Annotated in this window: 20 protein-coding genes; 1 reads left to right on the plus strand and 19 read right to left on the minus strand. The window is 61.8% G+C overall.

Annotated features, from left to right (window positions below; translation table 11 throughout):
- Positions 1-27: 27 nt before the first annotated feature.
- The 5 genes from folK to ACPQ6D_RS09490 form a co-directional block, all read right to left on the minus strand.
- Positions 28-549, minus strand: a complete 522-nt coding sequence (gene folK / locus ACPQ6D_RS09470) for a 2-amino-4-hydroxy-6-hydroxymethyldihydropteridine diphosphokinase (RefSeq protein ID WP_423224065.1) — start codon at positions 547-549, stop codon at positions 28-30.
- A complete protein-coding gene (folB, locus tag ACPQ6D_RS09475) occupies positions 546-938 on the minus strand; it encodes a dihydroneopterin aldolase (protein ID WP_423224066.1) in 393 nt (130 codons plus the stop codon). Before folB ends, folK begins: the two co-directional genes overlap by 4 nt.
- Positions 938-1,750: a methyltransferase domain-containing protein gene (locus ACPQ6D_RS09480; RefSeq protein ID WP_423224067.1), complete on the minus strand. Its 813-nt coding sequence runs from the start codon at positions 1,748-1,750 to the stop codon at positions 938-940. The genes folB and ACPQ6D_RS09480 overlap by 1 nt, the downstream gene beginning before the upstream one ends.
- Positions 1,751-1,827: 77 nt before the next feature.
- Entirely contained in the window at positions 1,828-2,406 is a 579-nt protein-coding gene (locus ACPQ6D_RS09485) for a sigma-70 family RNA polymerase sigma factor (RefSeq protein WP_423224068.1), read from the minus strand.
- Positions 2,407-2,597: 191 nt separating this feature from the next.
- Positions 2,598-3,974, minus strand: a complete 1,377-nt coding sequence (locus tag ACPQ6D_RS09490; RefSeq protein WP_423224069.1) for a poly(ethylene terephthalate) hydrolase family protein — start codon at positions 3,972-3,974, stop codon at positions 2,598-2,600.
- Between the two features lie 278 nt (positions 3,975-4,252).
- Between ACPQ6D_RS09490 and ACPQ6D_RS09495 the strand changes: the two genes are divergently transcribed.
- Positions 4,253-4,885 carry a tetratricopeptide repeat protein gene (locus tag ACPQ6D_RS09495; RefSeq protein ID WP_423224070.1) on the plus strand — a complete coding sequence of 211 codons (633 nt, stop codon included), beginning with the start codon at positions 4,253-4,255 and terminating at the stop codon, positions 4,883-4,885.
- Between the two features lie 89 nt (positions 4,886-4,974).
- Here the strand turns inward: ACPQ6D_RS09495 and ftsZ are convergent, their stop codons facing one another.
- From ftsZ to ACPQ6D_RS09565, 14 genes are all read right to left on the minus strand, one after another.
- Positions 4,975-6,129 (minus strand): cell division protein FtsZ, encoded by a 1,155-nt coding sequence (gene ftsZ, locus ACPQ6D_RS09500; RefSeq protein WP_423224071.1) that lies wholly within the window; start codon positions 6,127-6,129, stop codon positions 4,975-4,977.
- 137 nt (positions 6,130-6,266) lie between these two features.
- Positions 6,267-7,490, minus strand: a complete 1,224-nt coding sequence (ftsA, locus tag ACPQ6D_RS09505; RefSeq protein WP_423224072.1) for a cell division protein FtsA — start codon at positions 7,488-7,490, stop codon at positions 6,267-6,269.
- Positions 7,491-7,514: 24 nt separating this feature from the next.
- Positions 7,515-8,381, minus strand: a complete 867-nt coding sequence (locus tag ACPQ6D_RS09510; RefSeq protein WP_423224073.1) for a cell division protein FtsQ/DivIB — start codon at positions 8,379-8,381, stop codon at positions 7,515-7,517.
- 20 nt (positions 8,382-8,401) lie between these two features.
- A complete protein-coding gene (locus tag ACPQ6D_RS09515; RefSeq protein ID WP_423224074.1) occupies positions 8,402-9,535 on the minus strand; it encodes a D-alanine--D-alanine ligase family protein in 1,134 nt (377 codons plus the stop codon).
- 77 nt (positions 9,536-9,612) lie between these two features.
- A complete protein-coding gene (murB, locus tag ACPQ6D_RS09520) occupies positions 9,613-10,590 on the minus strand; it encodes a UDP-N-acetylmuramate dehydrogenase (RefSeq protein ID WP_423224075.1) in 978 nt (325 codons plus the stop codon).
- Positions 10,591-10,618: 28 nt separating this feature from the next.
- A complete protein-coding gene (murC, locus tag ACPQ6D_RS09525) occupies positions 10,619-12,091 on the minus strand; it encodes a UDP-N-acetylmuramate--L-alanine ligase (RefSeq protein ID WP_423224076.1) in 1,473 nt (490 codons plus the stop codon).
- A gap of 7 nt (positions 12,092-12,098) precedes the next feature.
- Positions 12,099-12,617 (minus strand): CvpA family protein, encoded by a 519-nt coding sequence (locus ACPQ6D_RS09530; protein WP_423224077.1) that lies wholly within the window; start codon positions 12,615-12,617, stop codon positions 12,099-12,101.
- Between the two features lie 12 nt (positions 12,618-12,629).
- On the minus strand, positions 12,630-13,271 hold the full coding sequence (locus ACPQ6D_RS09535) for a hypothetical protein (protein ID WP_423224078.1): 642 nt from the start codon (positions 13,269-13,271) through the stop codon (positions 12,630-12,632).
- Positions 13,264-14,313 carry a UDP-N-acetylglucosamine--N-acetylmuramyl-(pentapeptide) pyrophosphoryl-undecaprenol N-acetylglucosamine transferase gene (locus ACPQ6D_RS09540; RefSeq protein WP_423224079.1) on the minus strand — a complete coding sequence of 350 codons (1,050 nt, stop codon included), beginning with the start codon at positions 14,311-14,313 and terminating at the stop codon, positions 13,264-13,266. The genes ACPQ6D_RS09535 and ACPQ6D_RS09540 overlap by 8 nt, the downstream gene beginning before the upstream one ends.
- Complete coding sequence (locus ACPQ6D_RS09545) at positions 14,252-15,622, minus strand: FtsW/RodA/SpoVE family cell cycle protein (RefSeq protein ID WP_423224080.1); 1,371 nt, start codon at positions 15,620-15,622, stop codon at positions 14,252-14,254. The genes ACPQ6D_RS09540 and ACPQ6D_RS09545 overlap by 62 nt, the downstream gene beginning before the upstream one ends.
- Positions 15,619-17,085 (minus strand): UDP-N-acetylmuramoyl-L-alanine--D-glutamate ligase, encoded by a 1,467-nt coding sequence (gene murD, locus ACPQ6D_RS09550; RefSeq protein ID WP_423224081.1) that lies wholly within the window; start codon positions 17,083-17,085, stop codon positions 15,619-15,621. The genes ACPQ6D_RS09545 and murD overlap by 4 nt, the downstream gene beginning before the upstream one ends.
- Positions 17,086-17,092: 7 nt before the next feature.
- Complete coding sequence (locus ACPQ6D_RS09555; protein ID WP_423224082.1) at positions 17,093-17,545, minus strand: hypothetical protein; 453 nt, start codon at positions 17,543-17,545, stop codon at positions 17,093-17,095.
- Positions 17,546-17,555: 10 nt separating this feature from the next.
- Positions 17,556-18,557, minus strand: coding sequence for a phospho-N-acetylmuramoyl-pentapeptide-transferase (gene mraY / locus ACPQ6D_RS09560; protein ID WP_423224083.1), 1,002 nt, complete (start codon positions 18,555-18,557; stop codon positions 17,556-17,558).
- Between the two features lie 3 nt (positions 18,558-18,560).
- Complete coding sequence (locus tag ACPQ6D_RS09565; RefSeq protein ID WP_423224084.1) at positions 18,561-20,051, minus strand: UDP-N-acetylmuramoyl-tripeptide--D-alanyl-D-alanine ligase; 1,491 nt, start codon at positions 20,049-20,051, stop codon at positions 18,561-18,563.
- Positions 20,052-20,053 lie beyond the last annotated feature (2 nt).

Below are 20,053 nucleotides of genomic sequence, written 5' to 3' on the forward strand. Positions count from 1 at the left end.
TGGATTCACGTTATTTTTGCTCGCTTTCTAGAAGGTGAACTGCTTTGATTTGACCGCAGGCAGGTGCACATCGTCACGGCGCCAGATGTCTGTTCGATAGCGAAATTGCGCCGCGATGGCGCTGAGGAGCTGGCCTGTCTCTGGGTGAATGAAATCTGGCGCCACCTCAGCCAATGGCCGCGCCAGGTAGGGCTGCGCAAGAATATCGGGATCAGGAATGTGGCGTTTGCCTACCAGGAGAATATCGTGGTTGAAGAAGGCGATATCGAGATCAATGGTGCGCGCTGCGTTCGGATTGGCGCTGCGCTGCCGTCCCAGCGACCGCTCGATGGCGCTCAACTGCTGCTTGAGCTGGTCTGGCGACAGCGGGGTGATCAAGATGGCTGCGGCATTCAGAAAATTCGGCTGTGTTGGGTCGCCCACGGCAAGCGTCTCATAAATGGATGAAACAGCCGCCACTTCACCCAGGGCCGCGAGACGTTCTACCGCGGCCGGGAGATAAAGCTCAGGCTGAATGTTGGAGCCGAGGCTGAGAAAAACAGTGTTCATGCATGCGCAGAAAGCGGCGGCAGGTCAAAATCAGCGCGCGTCCGCTCGATTTCGACGCCGACCGAACGCGCAAAACGCAGCGCGCCCGGTTTCTCAAGGCGCACCACAATGCGTTCGACATCGAACTCCGAAAGAATCAGATGCGCGATCTCCGTCGCCATTTTTTCAACCAAAAAGAATTTCGATTGTTCGACCAGGGCAATCACGCGCTTGGTGGCCGTCTTGTAGTTGATGGCATCCGCGATATCGTCGCTGTGTCCGGCCCTGGAAATATCGGCAAACAGGGTCAGATTGATGAGAACATCCTGCGGGTTGACGCGTTCTTCAGGGTTGATGCCAATAATACAGCGCAAAAGCAAGTCCCGGACTTCCACCCGATCTAGTTTCATCAACGAGCCTCTTTCCTGAACAGCGCAAACCCCACGATCCCAAACTGATCTTCGCGCGCAAGGCGCAGCCCATGGCGGGCAAACAATGCCTGTACACCGGCTGAGTCCCAAAACTCAATTCCCCCCTGGCGAGCCAGGCCTTGCAGGCGGCGCGGCCACGGAGACTCGCTGGCTAAGAGGTGCATGGAGAAGAAGGGCGCGCCCGGTTTGAGCACACGCGCAGCCTCAGCCACAACCAAATCGGCCACCTTGAACTCGTTCAGAGAGCCGCCGCAAACGACGCCGTCCAACGCGCCAGCCGCCAAAGGAAGCGCTTCTCCTTCTGCGCACAGCAGATGAACCGTCGTCAGGTTGGCATGGCGAATCTTGGTCGCTGCCTGCTGCAGCATGAGCGGAGAGCTGTCAAGCGCAATCACTTCGCGGTCGAGTCGTCGCAGCGCCGCGCCGCGCGCTAGCGAACGTGCATACAGGCCGTGCGAACAAGCCAGGTCCAGAAAAACGCCAGATCCAGCGTCGGCCATCCAGTCATCGAACAAAGCCAGTTCGCGGTCGAGACCCAAAGGTTGGCCGCTCAAAAGGCTCAACGAACGACGCCGCCACAGGTCTTCATAACCCCACGCCACCGGCAGGGTGAAATTGGTGCGCTGGGCCGCGGTCAAGAAATGCGGGCCGTTCGGCAGCAGGTTGAGCACCTCATTCTGCACGAGGTAACGTCGGCCGCAGGCTTGACAACGAACCGCGCCGCGTTCGATTTGCCATTCGCGCTCCGCACACTGCGGACACACCACCCACTGTAGGATTTTCTCGTCCATCTATTTCCCTTCAAGCAAACAACGCCGGTCAGTATTATCCGCAGGAGTCGCTTGCGGCCCGCATTGGGCTGATGGGCCTAGGCCATTCCCATCTGAACCTGCTGCTGCAAAACAGAGGCCAGCGCCTTGCGCGCGCGGTGAACGCGCATCTTCATCGCACTCAGCCCAATGCGCGTATGAGAAGCCATGTCTTGATAGCTCAAGCCTTCCAATTCGCGCTGCACAATGGCCTGCCGATGCGACTCGTCCAATTTGCTCAGCGCGCTGTAAACGACGCTCGACTGTTCTTTGTGTAGATAAGCCTGCTCAGGCGTTGGCGCATGCCAGCGCAGCAGTTCCGTATCCACCGGTTCAGTCTCGGCCAGGTCGCTCCACTCCACATCAGCAGCCTGCGGGCGACGGCGGCGTTTCTCGATGGCGTCCAGGCACGCATTGACTGCAATGCGATAGAGCCATGTGCTGAAACGCGACCGGCCTTCGAAGCGGGCCAGCGAGCGATACACCTTGACAAATACTTCTTGCGCCTGATCTTCGGCTTCTTCTCGATTTCCCATCATTCGCAATGACAAACCAAACACTTTACCCTGATAGCGTTCCACCAAAATCTCGAAAGCCTGTGCATAGCGCAGCGGCTCACTGACAAACAACTGAACCAAAGTTTCATCACTCAATTGAGTTATGTCTTGCTGATTACCACTCTTCGCCACGGTGCCCTCCTGTAAGCGCCTGAAGTTGTGAAACAGAATTCAAAATCCTTGACTTCTTGTTCTCTGCTTGATGGAGGCATTATACACCGCTGTTTCAAGTTTGTCAAATGTTTGAATAGGCAATGTACAACGGAGGCGCTTCAGGAATTGGGCCAGCCCCACGCTGCCGCCACCTGCTGCACATCCACGATACTGATCACTTGATCGCCATCCACATCCAGGCGCGCGCTGTAGCCGGGCTGACCGCTGACGCTTGGCCAGGCTGCGGCCACGGCTTGCACATCGGTCAAGTTGACCGCGCCATCGCATGCGGTCGGCGCGACATCGAAATGGTAGCACGCCACGGTAAGCGGCGCCAGGATGACCCGCTGATGCTCCTGGTCGGCGGTGTCGCGCGTGGCCAGGCTGTACTCAAAATCACCGGCCGGCAGGCCGGCATCCAGGTAGGTTCCCACCAGGCCCAACGTCGCCACCCGTGTGGGAGTTGGATCAGGCAGCCGCCGACGGTAAACCGTGTATCCAGCCAGCGGCTGCACCGGGTAGGGCTGCCATGTCAACTCGACGGCTCCCCCGTCAGTCGCCGCCTGCGCCTGTGATCCTTGGGGCTGCGTGTTGCGCGCGGTTACATTGGTCAGCCGACCTGCGGCCAGATCCGCAGCCAGCCCATTGCCATGTATATAATAATAATAATCTGTATCACCCACGAGATAGTATTGCAGCCAGGCGACGGCATAGCGGCGGATGATCTGGCGTCGCGTGGCGCTGGCGCTGCCGCAGAAAAGTGTACAGAGGACATCGGTCGGGTCTTCGAAATCGCAGTGGGTCGCGCTGCTCACCACGTACTGTGCACGCTGCGCGGCGGCCGTCAGCGGATAGACCTGCGTATAGGCGGCGCTGGAATTACAGCTGCTTGGCGGCGCGGCGGCCCACGCCGAGGGCATCGTCAGCCCAGCTCCCAGCGCGCTCAAGTCCGCGCCTGAGCCTGGCACCGGATCCAAGGGCATGATGGCTTTGATACGGCTGTCGCGGCCAGCCGCCACCCATGCGGCCATGCCGCCAGCAGAATGGCCTAACACACCAAAACGGTCGGTCGCGATGTGACCCCAGAAACGGGAAGCAGGGGTTGCATTCTCCGTCTCCATCCACGTGAGCGCGGCGCTGATCTTCGCCGCCCACACATCAAAATCAGGGGCAGACGGGTTGGGGAAATCCACGGTCACCACGATAAAACCGTGCGAGGCCAGGAATGCGCCGTTGGCGCTGTGATTACTGCGGCTGCGCGCGAAGCCGTGTCCCAATACCAATCCCGAAAAAGGGCCGCCTGCGGCCACGACGCCATTCGCGCCAGGATAAAATACCGTTGCGCCGTTGCCCTGGAGGGTGAAATTGAACTGATCGGTGGCAAAAGGCCCAGGCAGGCCAGGATCAGGAGGAATAGAGTGTTGCCCTGCAAACGACGTGGCAGGTATGCCGAGCAGAGTGACGATCACCACAGAAAAGAGAAGACGTCGCATCATGTTGATTTTGCTCCTGACTGGGCGCAGCCCCGTCCTTGATTGCGCAACCATCAAGCTTGTGTTACAATGAGACTAGCAGCTGATCGTTGCTGGATTCGTATCTTTTCAATGAGCCGACCGGACAAGCGCAGATGGATTGCCCCATGCGCACTTTGTTCTCGCCATTTGACGGCCGTGTTCGGAGTTCTGAGTTACAGGTTGATGAGTTTAGAACGTACAACATGGGTTGCCCCTGGTAGTCACGATTGCGCCTGCGACCACCTGATGTGGAGGGCTCAATGAACCGTTTGGAAAAATTACTCAGACGAACAGATCACCTCGTGCAACGAGGACAGCTCGGGCGGGCTGCTGACCTGCTGGAAGAAACATTGGCCCGTCATCCGCTCGGCGACAAGGGCTGCGAGGTCATCAGCGCGTACTTGGGTGACATCTACCTTTCCCTGCATGAACTGGACCGCGCCGAAGCCAACCTCAAGCATGCGATCGAGCACAACAGCGCCGCGGCCGAATATCACTACCTCCTGGGCATCATCTACTCGGCCGGCATGCACTGGAAAGATGCTATCAACGCGCTGTGGCATGCACTCGAGCTATCGCCGGAGGATGATGAATACCTGCGCGCGGTAGGCTGGGCTGTCTTCAATTCAGGCGATGAAACACAAGGTCGCGCCCTGCTGCAAGAGGCGTTGCAGGCCAATCGTTCCAACATGGTCACGCTGACCGATTTGGCGCTCGTTTATACGCGGGCCTTCCAGTTCCAGGAAGCGCTTCACTGCGCGCGCCGCGCCGTTGAATTGGACCCACAAAGTGATTTGGCGCAGGATGTCCTGCGTGTGGTGCAGCGGTTCAAGCACGAATATGAACGCTTGACGCGTCAAGGGAAATTCACGAGCCAACAGGCCGACGCCTGATCAGCCATCGGGTCTATTGTAGAACTCAACCAACCGCCAGCAGCGTCAAACTGCTGGCGGTTGGCTTTTGTGGGACATACGCCCCTGTTCTACTTGCCGTCCGCGGCGCGACGGCGAATGAAGGCCGGCACTTCATCCAGCTTGTCACGGCTGAACGTGCGCGAAGGAAAAGGAATCGCCTGGGTTGTGCTGCTCGAGGTCGCAGGCTGGGCCTGGCGAGCATCGGCGCGCAGGACTTGGGCGGTGTTTGCGGGCCGGCGCATCGCATGGGCCGCCTCGAATCCAGTGGCAATGACCGTAATGCGAATCTCGTCCGTCATGGTCGGATCAATCACGGCGCCGAAGATGATGTTGGCCTCCGGGTGAACCCCCGCGCGCACGATCTCCGCCGCTTCATTGACCTCGAACAGGGTCAGGTCAGGGCCGCCCGTCACGTTGAACAGAATGCCCTGGGCGCCGTCAATGGAAACATCGAGCAGTGCGCTGTGAATCGCCTGCTCCGCAGCCTCCTTGGCCCGGTTCTCACCCTTCGCGCGGCCAATCGCCATCAACGCGGAACCACCTTCGCTCATGATCGTACGTACATCAGCAAAGTCAAGATTGATCAGCCCCGGCACGGTGATCAACTCAGAGATGCCCTGGATGCCTTGACGCAACACATCATCCGCCGTGCGAAATGCGGTCTCGATGGAGGCTTTCTTGTCTACTACCTGCAGCAGCCGATCATTGGGGATCACAATCAGGGTATCCACGTGCTCCTTCAGGCGCGCAATTCCCTCGTCGGCCGAGCGCATACGCCGCGAACCTTCGAACGAGAAGGGCTTGGTCACAACGCCAATCGTCAACGCGCCCATGTCACGCGCCACACGGGCAATGACCGGCGCCGCGCCGGTGCCAGTGCCGCCGCCGATGCCGGCGGTGACAAACACCATGTCCGCACCTTTGACGAGGGCCTGAATGTCTTCGGTTGACTCCTCCGCGGCCTTCATCCCAATTTCAGGGTTGCCGCCCGAACCAAGTCCTTTGGTGAGCTTATCACCGATGCGTAGACGCTGCGGCGCCTGGGAAAGCATCAGCGCCTGGGCGTCCGTGTTGACGGCAATGAATTCAACCCCTTGAATTCCCGCGTCAATCATCCGATTGACGGCATTTGAGCCGCCGCCGCCAATGCCCAGCACCTTGATCTGGGCCACATTTTCAACATAACCTTGCGGCTGTGTCTTACGTGCAACTGAAGTAGACATCGAACTGCCTCCTGACGAGAAGTTGGTTTTTCTTTTTGTTACCCATGAGCCTAGCTCAACGATCCGGGCGCCGGCCATCTGCGATGTACCCACCGCGACAGCCGGGCTAATCCCAATACGACAACGCGGCCGCTTGACTACCCAGGCATCAAGTTGCGCAACCACTGCCATACGCGTTCTAACCAGGGCAACGCGGCGGTGCGGGGACGACTGCCGCCGTGCTGCTTCGCTCCCCACAACAGCAAACCCACGCTGGTCGCGTACATTGGACTGCGCAGCTCCTCGCGTAAGCCGCTGATGTTGCTGCGCGGGCTGCCGATGCGCACCGGCAACTGCAAGTACTGACGGCTGATTTCCATCCAGCCGGGCAACTGCGCAGTGCCGCCGGTCAGCACAATACCGGCTGGCAGCAGCCCATCATAACCACTGCGCTTCACCTCACGCAGCAGTGACTCTAGAATCTCCTCGGCGCGCGCCTCGAGCACTTCGGCCAGAAACGCCCGCGGCACGCTGGTCTGCCCTTGGTCGCCAAACGGGCTGACCTGCACAATGTCATCTGGCCGCAGCGATGCAGGCTGTAGGTGCCCGTGGCGAACCTTCAGCGCCTCTGCAATCTTGAACGGCGCATGCAGCATCACCGCCACGTCCTGTGTCAGGTTGTTGCCGCCCACGTCCAATACTACAGTGTGATAAAGCGCATTTTCCAAGAACAAGGCCACATCGGTCGTACCGCCCCCGATATCGGCCACCACCACACCCATGTCACGCTCGGCGGCCGTCAGCACCGCTTCGCCAGCCGCCAACGGGCCTAGAACGAGTTCATCCACTTCGATGTCGTGCGCGGTGACGCAGCTGACCAGGTTGGCAATGGACGAGGCGGCGCCTGTAATCAGATGGGCGTCCACCTCCAAGCGAAATCCATGCATTCCGATCGGGTCGCGAATGCCCTGCTGCTCATCCACCGTCCACGAACGGGCCAGGGTGTGGATGATTTCGCGATTGTGCGGAATGGGCACGGCCCGCGCGGCGTCCAGCGCGCGGCTGATATCCTCCTGACCGATGCCGCGTTGCCCTCGACTGACAGGCGCCACGCCCCGGCTGCTCAGTGACGCAATATGGCTGCCAGCAACGCTGACAAATGCGCTGCCGATGGAGTGTCCCGCGGCAGCTTCGGCCTGCTCCACAGCTTGACCGATCGCCGCGGTGGCCTCGCTGATATTGACAACAACGCCGCGGCGCAATCCACGCGACGGCGCCTGACCCACGGCGACAATATGAATCGCATCGTCGCTAGTCAGTTCGCCGATCAAAACGCAGACTTTGGTCGTGCCGACATCAATGCCGGCAATCAAATTGCTCAACAAAACTCCTTATCAAACGGGTGCTCAGCGCACAAAGGGCCGCTCAGCCACGCGTAGATCAATGAGCGTTGGCGTGCGCCCGAAATCTTTCCATTGACGTTGAATGGCCTGCAAGACAGCCACCTTGCGATCAAGATCGCCCTTCATCCCGAAAATGACGCTGACGCCATCCACGGTGCGAAAATTCAGGCCGCTTTGTGCATCATAATTAAAGGTCTGTGTCCCCGGCAAAAGCGTCCCCAGGCTCAACAGCGCCTGCACCACGGCCGGCTGCATCTTCACGACAGGCACCCCACCCGGGCCAATGGGCGGCGGTTGATCGTTGGGTTGCGCCACCATCGCGGCCTGCTGCAAGTCCACCAGGTGAACCAACGCCTCAGACGGCGACTTGGGCAGCGGCGGCAGCGCAATCCCCTGATCGTCCACCCAGGCTCGCCCCTGGCTTGTCTCCCAGGCAATGCGCGGGCGTCGCTCCGTGATCGCGAGATGCACCTGGTTGGGCAGCTGCAGCCGGACACGAGCGTCCGTCACGTAGGGCATCTGGTGCAGCACCCGAGCCGCAATCGCCTGCTCATCGAGCCAAAAAACATTGAAGCCTTCGACGCCAGCCGCGGCGTAGATTTCATCTGGGTTGAGCAGCGACGTGCCCTGGATATCCGCGCCATACACATAAAAAGTGTCAAGGCTCATCGCCATGTACAGCAGCCCCACCAACACCCCGACAAGCAGGAAAGCCGGCCATTTTTGCAAATGCCAACCGGTGCCGCGTAAGACCTCTCGCTGCACCCGCACCGGGCCAACGCCAACGCTCGCGCGATAGCTGCGTCGGCGGCGTGTACGAGCTGCGGGCGCCGCGGATTGACGGCGTCGGGAAGTTTTGTTGCCAGGCATGATTCCTCAGCCAAAATCCCCTAGCGGGTTGTCACATTGCGCTGCCTGTCAGCGTGGCGCGCGAGCGCCAGCTCAAGCAGACGCTCAATCAACTCACGGTAGGTCAATCCACTGGCTTCCCACAGCTTGGGGTACATGCTGATGCTGGTGAATCCAGGCATGGTGTTGAGTTCGTTAATGAACAGGCGGTTAGTGCCGCGCTCCAAGAGCAAGTCGACGCGTGCCAGGCCAGCGCCGTCCAACGCCAGGTAAGCCGCGCGCGCCAGGTCCTGCGCCTCTTGCTGCAGGGCTGGCGGCATCGGCGCGGGAATGAGCAGCTGCGAGTTATCGAGCAAGTACTTGGCCGCATAGTCATAGAACTCATTGCCCGGCACCACCTCGCCTGGCATGCTGACCACGGGATCGTCGTTGCCGAGCACACTCAATTCAATCTCACGCGCGTCCAGGCCCTGCTCGACCACCAGTTTGCGGTCATAACGCGCGGCGATGGTCAATCCCTCTGCCAGGCCAGCGCGGTCATGCACCTTGCTAATACCCACGCTGGAACCCATGTTCGCCGGTTTGACGAACATCGGATAGGGCAGTTGCGCTTCCAACCAGGCGAGCACGGCCTCTGGTTCTCGCTCCCAGCGCTGGCGCAGAAGGCCAACGTAAGGCGCCTGCGGCAGATTGTGAGCAGCCAGCACGGCTTTGCACATCAGTTTGTCCATCCCCACCGCTGAGGCCAGCACGCCGCAGCCCACGTAGGGGATGTTCACCAGATCAAGCAGGCCTTGCACCGTGCCGTCTTCGCCCATCGGCCCGTGCAGCACCGGGAAAATAATATCAACCTGCGGCGCAATCGGCGAGGGCGCGCCAGCGGCCAACTCCAGCGCGGTTTCGCCCGCCAAGAAGGCGAAGTCCACACGCTGCGCTGCGTCGCTAAGCGTCAACTGCTCGGGCGACAGCGGGCTGGCGTATTCGCCGGCGGTCAATTGCAGCATCGGGTCGCCGCCCAGCAGCCAATGCCCATCCCGGTCAATGCCGATCGGCACCACATCGAAGCGAGATTGGTCAATGGCAGCCATCACCGAACGCGCCGAAACAAGCGAGACATCGTGCTCGCTTGATTTACCGCCAAATAACACCCCAATCCGCAGCTTGTGCTTACTCATGACTCCTCACCAGGCAAACCCTCGCGTTCATCCCTACGCATGACGGCTTCGCGCCCCGATTCCTGCAGCCGCGCCTATCACCGGACCGCCACGGCAGCGTCGCCAAACTCACCCACGAACAAAATCTCCGGCTGCAGGGTCACTCCAAACTGTGCTTGTACGCGTTGGCGGGCCAACTCGATCGCAGCTTTCACATCGGTCGCCTGCCCTGCGCCCAAATTAACAATGAAATTGGCATGAACCGGGCTGAACTGAACACTGCCTACCGTCACACCCTTCAGGCCAACCGCCTCGATCAAGCGTCCCGCATAGTCTCCCGGCGGATTCTGAAAGATGGAGCCGGCGCTGGCCTCGATGGGCTGCGTGGCCCGCCGATGGGCGAGAAAGCGGGCGGCACGAGCTTCCAACTCGTCGCGGTTGGCCGCCTGCAAACGGAACGTGGCTGACAAGACCACCGCGCCCCGGGTTTGGTTGTCGGTCGGCCGCTTGAGTCGGCTGAAGCGATAGGCATAGGCAAAGTCGGAAGCGGGCCACGCCGCCAACACGCCCTCGCCATCAAGCACCTGGGCTGAGAGCAAGTTGTCGGCAATGCAGCCGCCATGTGCGCCCGCATTACCAACCACCGCCCCGCCAACCGTTCCCGGTACGCTGACCGCCCACTCCAGTCCGGCCAATCCATGATGAATGGCGCGCCGGGCCAAACCAGCTAACGAGGCGCCGCTTTCCGCCGTGACCAGGTCGTCATCGGTCAGGGTAATCTGCCGGCAGTGGTTGAGAATCACCAGGCCGCGCACGCCGGCATCACTGATCAGCACGTTGCTGCCGCCGCCGAGCAGGAAAACTGCAATGCCAGCCTCACGCGCCAGGTTGATCACCTGCGTCAGGTCGCTCAGCCGCTGCGCCACAACCAGAAGGTCGGTCGGCCCGCCGATCTTAAATGTCGTGTAGCCGGCAAGCGGGACATCAAACGAGATGACGAAGCCGGCCGCCTGGGCCTGAGCCACAAAATGGCGCCTGGCGTCGGTTTCGTTTTTTGCTTGTAGTTCAAAAATCATTTTACACCAAGATGGCAAAAAAGCCAACTTATTCCTGTCTGGAAATGGCCGGCGCTACGGAGGATATCGGCGTCGAAACCTCTGTGACTATGCGCAAAACTATGTCTCCCACCCGATATCCATCGCCGGCGCCCAGGGTCAGAAGCAAATCTCCTGGCTGTAGCTCGTTTGCCAGGATGGCGGCTGCGCTTTCCAGGCTGGCGACGTAGCGCACCGACGGATGCTCGATGGCCGCCGCCAGCGCCGCGCCGCTCACGCCGAGGGTGTCCGTTTCCCTGGCTGCGAAAATATCGGCAACGAGCACCTGGTCCGCGGCGTCGAACGCGTGACAAAATGCATCCCACAACGCCAGCGTGCGGCTGTAAGTGTGGGGTTGAAAAAAAGCCCACACGCGGCCGCTGCCGGCCAAATCACGCGCGGCCGCCAAAGTAGCCCGAATTTCGGTCGGGTGATGAGCATAGTCATCGAATACGCGAATGCCTGCGATCTCGCCTTTGGCCTCGAAACGACGGCCTGCGCCCTGATACGCGGCCAATTGAGCCACGGCGACATCAGGCTGCACGCCGACGCGCTGACAGGCAGCCAACGCGGCCAGGGCATTGCGCACATTGTGCACGCCCGGAACTTGCAAACGTAATGTTCCGATGCGGTCTGACCCTTGCCACACCTCGGCCTGGCTGCCGCCGTTCGCGGTGAACACCACTCGCTTTGCGTGTAGTAAAAGGTCTGACGCCAAACCATAACACGCCACCTGCGCGCCGTCTGCCTCCCGCCGCGCGGCCAGCCGCTGCGCCCCCGGATCATCACCGCAGGCCACCAGCCAACCGCCTGGACGCACCTGACCGGCAAAACGAGCAAAGGCCTCCTCGAAAAGAGCCGCCGTGGGATAACAGTCGGGGTGATCCCATTCTACATTGGTGACCACCGCCACGGTTGGGTGCAAGCCCCAAAACATGCGGTCATACTCATCAGCCTCGATGACAAAGATCTGCCCCGCGCCGGCCGCGGCGTTGACCCCCAAGTTGCGCACATATCCCCCGACGATGAAACCCGGCTGCATCCCTGCGCCGTCCAGGATCGTCGCCGCCATGCCGGTGGTGGTGGTTTTGCCGTGCGTACCGGCGACCGCGATCAGCGTCTGCTCGTACAGCAGTGGCCCTAGGAAGTCCTGGCGCTTGACGACCGGGACGCCGGCCGCCTGCGCCGCGGTCACCTCAGGATTATCGGCCGGCACCGCCGAGGAGATCAAGACCAGATCCGCGCCCGCCACTTGCGCCGCGGCGTGCCCCACGAATGCCGCCGCGCCCAGGCTGCGCAGCTCGGCCAGGGTCGCGCTCTCCTGCCGGTCCGAACCGGACACACGAAATCCCCGTTGTAAAAGAACGCGGGCAATGGCCGCAAGACCGCTGCCTCCGATGCCCACCAGGTGAATCTGGGGACGGTAGCCGCGCGGCGGTTGTCCCAGCCATGCGCGCCACGCGCGCCGGTCAATCGTTTGCATTCGCACCCTACTTACGCACGCGCATGATGATCAGAAAAAGAAGCAGCGCCACCAGGGCCGTGACCGGCAGCGTCGGCGGTAGATACTTAGGCGCCCCCTTAGCGAACTCAGATAATTTCGTGGCATCGAGCAGGCTCTGGGGCAGTGGATACTTGTTGATCGCCATGTAATACCATAAGGTCCCTGCCACCAGGATGCCGTTGAGCAGACCGAACACGATATTGAAAAACAGCCCTGAGCTGCCGCGCCGCGGTTGGCCTTTGAAAACCAGGGTTTCACCGGCATAGCCGGCGTACACAATCATGATGAAGATAAACTGAAAGGCGATCATCAGGACCACGTTCTGGCTATCGCCGCGAAAAACGGCCGTGATCGCGACTGTAAGCGGCTTTTCCATCAGCTTGAGAGCCACCAACGCAGCCAGAATCAGCGCCGTGGAACCTAACTCCTTCTGATAGCCGCGCGCCATGCTGATCATCACGAAGATAATCACCACGACGCCCCACAGCACTTCTATCGGTCCCATTGATTGCTATCCTCAGCGCAGCTCATTCACCGCCCAGTACATCAGGAACGCCACCAACAGGACGATGGCGGTCATCAGGTTGTCCGACGTGAACGTCACGCCAATGCTGCTCGCCACCACACGAAAGGTTTCGGCCGCCTGTCGGGTCAGTTCCTGGCCGTTGACGATCTGCTGGGGCGCAGGCACCGCTTTTGGCAGGTTTGGCAACAACACCAGGCCCAGGATATAGGCATTGACAAGTCCCAGGACCGCGCCGCCGGTCGAAGGGGGACTAATACCCTTGAAAAAAGAAAGCCCGCCAATTCGATACGCAATGAAGACGCCGATTAGAAAAATGATAAAGATCACCGCTTCTTGCTGCTTCAGCGGAACCAAGCGCCAGTTTGCCAGGCTCTCCGCATTCATCCCAGGATCAGGCCTATTCAGGATAGCGACCTGCAGCTGAGACCAAAGCTGCCTCAGCTCCTGGCCGACCACATTGAGTGCATCTATGAAGCCGTTGCCAATCGTTGTGAAAATCAGCAAAGAAGAAAAGCCCAGGATGAGCAAAGTCGCGCCTTCACGGGCCGCGCCGCGGCGATAGCCGACAGCCATGGCGACGACCACTAAAAAGACGGTGACCAAAGCAATCCGCACGCCCTGAGTGTCAGTCATACGATGCTCCCAAGCTCAGCAGCTCATCCACGATCGCCTCTGCGGCCTGCGGTCGCGCCAGGGCGGCCGCCTGCTGCGCCATCCCCTTCAGGCGCTGACGATCACGCAGCAGATCGAGCGCCAATGGTGCGAGTCGGGCGCCCAACTCGTCGTCGCGCAGCTTGAGCGCCGCGCCGCGCTGCACCAGGTAGTCGGCGTTGGCATCCTGATGCTGACCGGCGTACGGGTAAGGCGCCAGGATGGACGGCAGCCCAAGCAGCGGGAACTCGCCCAACGTCGAAGCGCCTGCGCGGGCCACGACCAAATCGGCGGCGGCTAAGGCCAGCGCCATATCATCGTGCAAATAGGCAAAGGCGTGATAGCGCCCACGCCGATCGGCCGGCAGCGCCGTCGCCCCGGCCGCGGCCAGCGGCCAATCGAGCGCGCCGCTGATGTGAATGACCTGCGTGTGTGCGATGAGCGCAGGCAGCGCGGCCAGCAGCGCCTGGTTGATGCTGTGCGCGCCCCGGCTGCCCCCAAAAACCAGCAGGGTGGGCGTCGCCGGATCGAGGCCAAAATGGGCGCGGGCCGCATCTCGATTCGTCGCCGCGGTGTGCAGTTCCTGGCGCACCGGGTAGCCTGTAACCACAGCCTTGCCGGGAAACCACGACGCGACCTCTGGAAATGACACCGCCACCCGGTCAGCCAGGCGGCTCAGGACTCGAATCGCCAGGCCCGGCGTCAGGTCCGGCAGATAGATCAAAATCGGCGTCCCCATCCGGTAGGCGGCCCAAACAACCGGCGAGCACACATAGCCGCCGGTGACAAAACAAACCTGCGGTCGAAATTCGCGCAGGATCGCCGCGCTTTGCCGCACGCCGTGCGCCATGCGCAGCAAGTTGCGCGCCGCCGTCCACGGCGCCCGCCCCCGCAGTTGGCCGGTGGCAATGGCCCGGTACGGCAGGCCCGCCCGCGCGGCCAATTCAACCTCAACGCCATCCTCACTGCCGACGTACAGGACGGCGGCCGCGTCCAAAGAACCGTGCGCGGGTTGAGCTGGCAAGCTGGCGACGAGGGGCCGCCCGTCCCCGGCTGGGCGCAGACCGGCTGCTGATGGCCGCGCCGCGTGGGCTGGGTCGCGGGATGTGGCGTCCGCCGGCGCGGCGCCGAGCCGTGCTTGCAGCGCCTGGCAAACGGCGAGGGCTGGATAGACGTGCCCGCCCGTACCCCCGCCAGAAATCAAAACGCGCATTGGCTAGTACTCCGTTTGTTTGTGAGCGCCCCGTACTGTGCGCGACGGACATCAACATCCCGATGGCCGCCATGTTGATGACGAGGGATGAACCGCCATAACTGACAAAAGGCAGCGTCACACCTGTGAGCGGCCCCAAGCCTGTGGCTGCGGCCACGTGAACGATGGCCTGGTAGACGAGCCAAATGGTAATGCCGAAAGCGAGCAGAAAGCCAAAGCCGTCGGTCGCCCGCGAGGCAATGCGCAGTCCGCGGAAGGTCAGCCCCAGGTAGAGCGCCACGACAAACAGGGTTCCTGGCAAGCCGAATTCCTCGCCAATGACTGACACGATGCCATCGGTCCAGGGGAGAGGCATATTGGTTTTGAGGTCGCCATTGCCAAGGCCGCGCCCCAGCAGGCCGCCATTTTTGAACGCATTGCCGAACTGCTGAACCTGTTCATTGTTCGCCTGGCTCGGATCGCCGCCGGCCGTAATCATCTGCTCGATACGATCCCGCGCATGCGGATAGCGGGTGAAGAGCAGGCCGCAGGTGAGCAGGAAGACGGCCACGCAAACGGCCACCTGCCGCGGCGTTGCCCCCGCGATGAAGAACATCGTCATCGCGGTGGCTGTCACCAGGATCGCGGTGCTCAAATTTGGCTCCAGCACGATCAATCCGGCCACGATGCCCAAGACAACGCTAAATGGAAGCAGGCCATAGGAGATCAGTTTGATTTTTTCGCCCTTGCTCGTGAGCCAGGCCGAGGCGTAGATCACCATGATGAGCTTGGCCGCTTCACCAGGCTGAATGGAGCCGCCGGCCAGGGTGCGTCTGGCGCCATAGATCTCCTCGCCAAAGAGGAGCACGGCCACCAACAGAACCAGGATGAGGCCGAGCAGCGGCGTCGCATAGCGTTCGAGCAGGCGGTAATTCAGCAGCGCACAGGCCAACATGGCAACGACGCCAGCCACAATCCACTGCAGTTGGCGCTGCGCAAAATAGGTCGGCGACAGGTCGAAACGCATGACGGCCTGCTGATAGCTGGAGCTGAAGATCATGATGAAACCGATGCCGATCAAGGTTGCGGTGAGCGTCAGCAGTCCGTAATCGAGCAGGGCGACGTTTTTGGCTGCCTTCATGAGCTCCCCTCCATCGGCGGCAACGCGTGGACCAAAGCCCGAAAATGTTCACCGCGGGCGGCAAAATCGCGATAGGCGTCATAGCTGGTGCCGCCCGGCGACAGGAGTACAACCTCTCCCGGCTGCGCGCACGCGGCCGCCAGGGCCACAGCCTCCGTCAGGCTGTCGGTGTGATGCACAACCGGCGGCGCGCCTGGCGCCTCGGGATGCGCCGTCGCAAAATCGGTCAGGGCGCGCTGGATGAGGCCGGCGGCTTCGCCAAACGTAATGAGATGGCGCACCCGTCCGCGCACGGCCAACGCCAACGATTCCCAGGGCAGATGTTTGTCGCGCCCGCCCGCTAACAAGACAATTGGCTCAGCAAACGAATGCAGCGCGGCGATCGTGCGTTCTGGCGCGGTAGCAATCGAGTCGTTGTACCAGGCCACGCCCTGACGCATGCGCACCAATTCCAGCCGATGGGCCACGCCGGTGAAGGTGCTCGCCACGGCCGCCATGGCCTCCACGCTGGCGCCGGCCGACCCGCTCAGGCAAAAGGCCGCCAGCAGATTGGCGATGTTGTGCATGCCGCGCAGGCGCACGTCTGCCGCGCGGCAGACAACCTGGTCGCTCTGCCCAGGCAGGCGCAGGATCAACTCGCCGCCGCGGAGAAAAGCGCCGGCCCGCGGCTCGGCAACGAGACTGAATCCCAAAACGTGCACCCCCGCCGCTGGTTGCGCCGCCAGGGCTTCGGCATACCACGCGCCGCAGATGTCGTTGTCCAGGCCCAGCACCAGCACATCGCCGGGGCGCTGATGACGCGCCAGGTTGTACTTGGCCGCGGCGTAGGCGGCCATGGAAGGATGGCGATCGAGATGGTTGGGCGTCACGTTGAGAATGCCAGCCACACGCGTGCTGACTGGCGCGCCCAGGCACAACGCCGAATCGAAGAGCTCGAGCTGGAAACTAGACAACTCCAGCACGACCCGGTCGTCCGCGGCGATGGCGTCCAGGCGGTCAATGAGGGGGACGCCGATGTTGCCGCCAACCCAGGTTGTCAGACCGCTGGCTTTGAGCATCTCGCCGGTCAGGGTGGTGGTGGTGGTCTTGCCGCTCGAGCCGGTGATGCCGACGCTGAAGGCCGGGCACTGCTGCAAGGTCAACAGGGAGTCATTGCTGAGTGGAATGCGGCGCGCACGCGCGGCCTGTACAATCGGTATGTCGGGCGACACGCCGCCGCTCAGGCACAGCACATCCGCGTCATCCAGCAGCGACAGCGGGTGACTGCCCAGGGCCAGGGCGACCGGCAGATCGGCGACGGCCGCGAGGGACGCGGCCAGGGCCGGCGCGTCGGCCGCCTGCACATCGCTGATCGTAACCCGCGCGCCCACCGCGCACAGGAAACGCGCCAGCGCGGCGCCTTGTCGGGCCAGACCCAAAATCACGATGTGCTTGCCTCGAAACCACGACGAATCCATCATCATCCATCCATCATGCCAGCAGCGACCACGCGCTGGCCTCCCAGTGACCCTGCGGCGTTACGCGCTGGCTCCAGACCACGTCAACCGAGTCGCCCCAGCGCTGCGCCGCCAGGTGAGCCAGGCGGCGGCCATCCGCCGGGTTGACGCGCCAGGCGCGATGCTCAACCCAAACCTCCAGCGCTTCTTGCAGCGTGCCATCGGCCAGGCAGGTCAACGGGCTAAGGGCAATATCAACCGCCAGCAGGTGCAGGCGCAGGTCCGCGCGGCTGCCGGCGTTGGCCGTCAGCGACGCGGTCGCCTGCGCCAGGGATGTCGAAGCCAGGCGCCAGGCCAGTTCTGGCTGCGCTTGCTCCAAGGCCGCCCGAATGTCATGGCTCACAGGGCGCAGGGCGCAGGCAATGGCCCGGCCAACCGTGTCGGCCAACGGCTGCGTCGTATTGATGTGCAGCGCGATAGATGCCATGATTACCTGATTAAAGCAGCGCGAGGGCAATGCCCAACATGCCGCACAAAATGCCGACCAACCAAAAACGTTGGGTGACTTGTGTTTCAGACCAACCGACCAATTCAAAATGATGGTGCAGCGGCGCCATTTTGAACAGGCGCCGCGGCTGCCCATACAGGCGCCGCGAGAGTTTGTACCAGAGCACCTGCAGTGTGACCGAGACTGTCTCCGCGGTGTAGACGCCAGCCACGATGGGCAATAGAAGCCATTGACCGGTCATCAAGGCCACCGCGGCGAGCGTGGCCCCCAACGCCAGGGAGCCAGTGTCGCCCATGAACAGTTCAGCCGGGTGCGCGTTGAACCACAAGAAGGCCATGATGGCGCCCACCAGCGTGAAGCAGAAGGCCACCAGCCACACCTGCTGCTGCAAGAAAGCGATGATGCCATAGCAGGTGAAGGCAATCGCGGCCAGGCTGCCCGCCAATCCATCGAGGCCGTCAGTCAGGTTGACGGCGTTGGAAAAGGCCACCACAATGAAAGCCGCCACCGGGATATACCACAGGCCAATGTCAATTTTGTCGCGCAGTCCTGGTAGGGCCAGGCTGCGCAGATCCAGCACAAAGTGCAAGAAGAGCACGACCAGCGTCGCCAGAATGACCTGCGCCAGCGCTTTCCACCGGCCCAGGATGCCTTCGCCTTTGGCGCGGCGTCCTCGCACCCCTTCCAAGTCGTCAATCGCGCCCAAGGCGCCGAACAAGAGCATCACGGTCATCGGCACGAGGACCGAACGGCCGATGATGTTCCAACCCAGCAGATTGGCGACGTTCAGGGCGCTGGTAATGACGATGACCGGAATCAAGATCATCAGGCCGCCCATCGTGGGAGTGCCTGTTTTGACTTGATGGGAGGTCGGCCCTTCGATGCGAATCTGCTTGCCGATCCGATTCCGAATCAGCAAGCTAATGAGCGGCCGCCCCCAGATGACGGCCAAAAAAAAGGCGATGGCGCCCAGCGTTAAGGAATAGGCCATGGGCTATGCGGCCTCATCATCCAGCCGGCTAAGGGAGGCCACAATCTCCTCCAAGTGCAAGGCGCGTGAGCCTTTCACCAGAACCAAGTCCCCGCGCTGCACCATGCCGCGCAAAACGGTCACGGCCCCGGCATTGTCATCCACCTGCGCGACGCTGCCTGGCGTCATACCGGCGTTCAGCGCCTCATCGGCAATCAAACGCGCCAGCGGGCCGACCGTCACCAGCTTCGCCACCACATCGGCAGCGCGCTGGCCCACCTTGCGGTGCCCAAGCTCGGTGTGATCGCCCAATTCGAGCATGTCGCCCAGGACAGCAATGCGGCGCGCGTCGGAAGCCACCGGGAGATCGGCCAGCAAATTGAGCGCAGCCAGGGTTGCAGCCGGGCTGGCGCTGTAGGTGTCATCAATGATCGTGATGCCGCGCAGGCCAGGCGCCACCACCAGGCGCAGCTGACCCTGCACGTCTTGCAAGCCCTCGACGATCTCTTGCCAGTTCAAACCTTCGATCAGGCCAACCGCCGCGGCCCGCAGCGCTGTGTGCACGCTGTGGCGCCCCAACATCGGCGCTTTGATATGCAAATGCTCGCCCGCATAGTGAAGGACAAAGCGGATGCCATCCTGCCCTTCGCTGACCACCTCATCCGCCCAGAGGTCAGCGCGGCTGTCGAGGCCATAGGTGAAAACACGCGCCGCGCTGCGTGCGGCCATCTCCATCACGAGCGGATCATCGCGGTTGAGAATAGCCACCCCGGCGGCCGGCAAGGCCTCAACCAACTCAGCCTTGGCCTGGGCAATGCGCTCGATACTGCCCGCGCGCTCCAGGTGCACGGGGCCGACGTTGGTGATTACGCCAATGTTGGGCCGCGCCAGGCGTGCGAGCAGTGCAATGTCGCCTGGGTAGTACATGCCCATTTCAAGCACCGCACGCTGCACGCTTGTGGTCAAGCGCAGCAGGGTCAACGGCACGCCAATCTCATTGTTCTGATTTCCCATGCTCTTCAGCGTCGAAAAACGCTGCGCCAGCACGGAGGCCACCGATTCTTTGGTGCTCGTTTTGCCCACACTGCCGGTGATGCCAACCACCCGCAGACCGCTCACCGCGCCGCAGTCGGCGCGCCAGGCCGCGGCCCAGGCTTGCAGCGCGCGCAGTGAGTTTTCCACGCGCAAGATGAGCGGCTTGCCGGTCGGCGGCCAGTTCGGAGGTGAAGCTGAGTGTTGGAGCGTGAATGCTCGGGTATCCACGAGCCAACACTCAGCATCTGGAACCACGTCCTGCTCCACGATGGCCGCCACGGCCCCTCGGCGCAAGGCGTCGGTCACAAAGGAATGGCCGTCGGTGCGTTCCCCAGGTAGGGCCACGAACACCGCGCCCGGTTCAACCTGCCGCGAATCAACCACCACGGTTGAGATCGGCAACCGGAGATCAGAGATCGCCGCGGTTGACGGTTGGTGAGTCAATACAGCAACCAAATGTGACAAGGTCAATGGCAACATCG

Origin of the sequence: Candidatus Amarolinea aalborgensis, assembly GCF_900491745.1 — a bacterium.
GTDB classification, from domain to species: domain Bacteria; phylum Chloroflexota; class Anaerolineae; order SSC4; family Amarolineaceae; genus Amarolinea; species Amarolinea aalborgensis.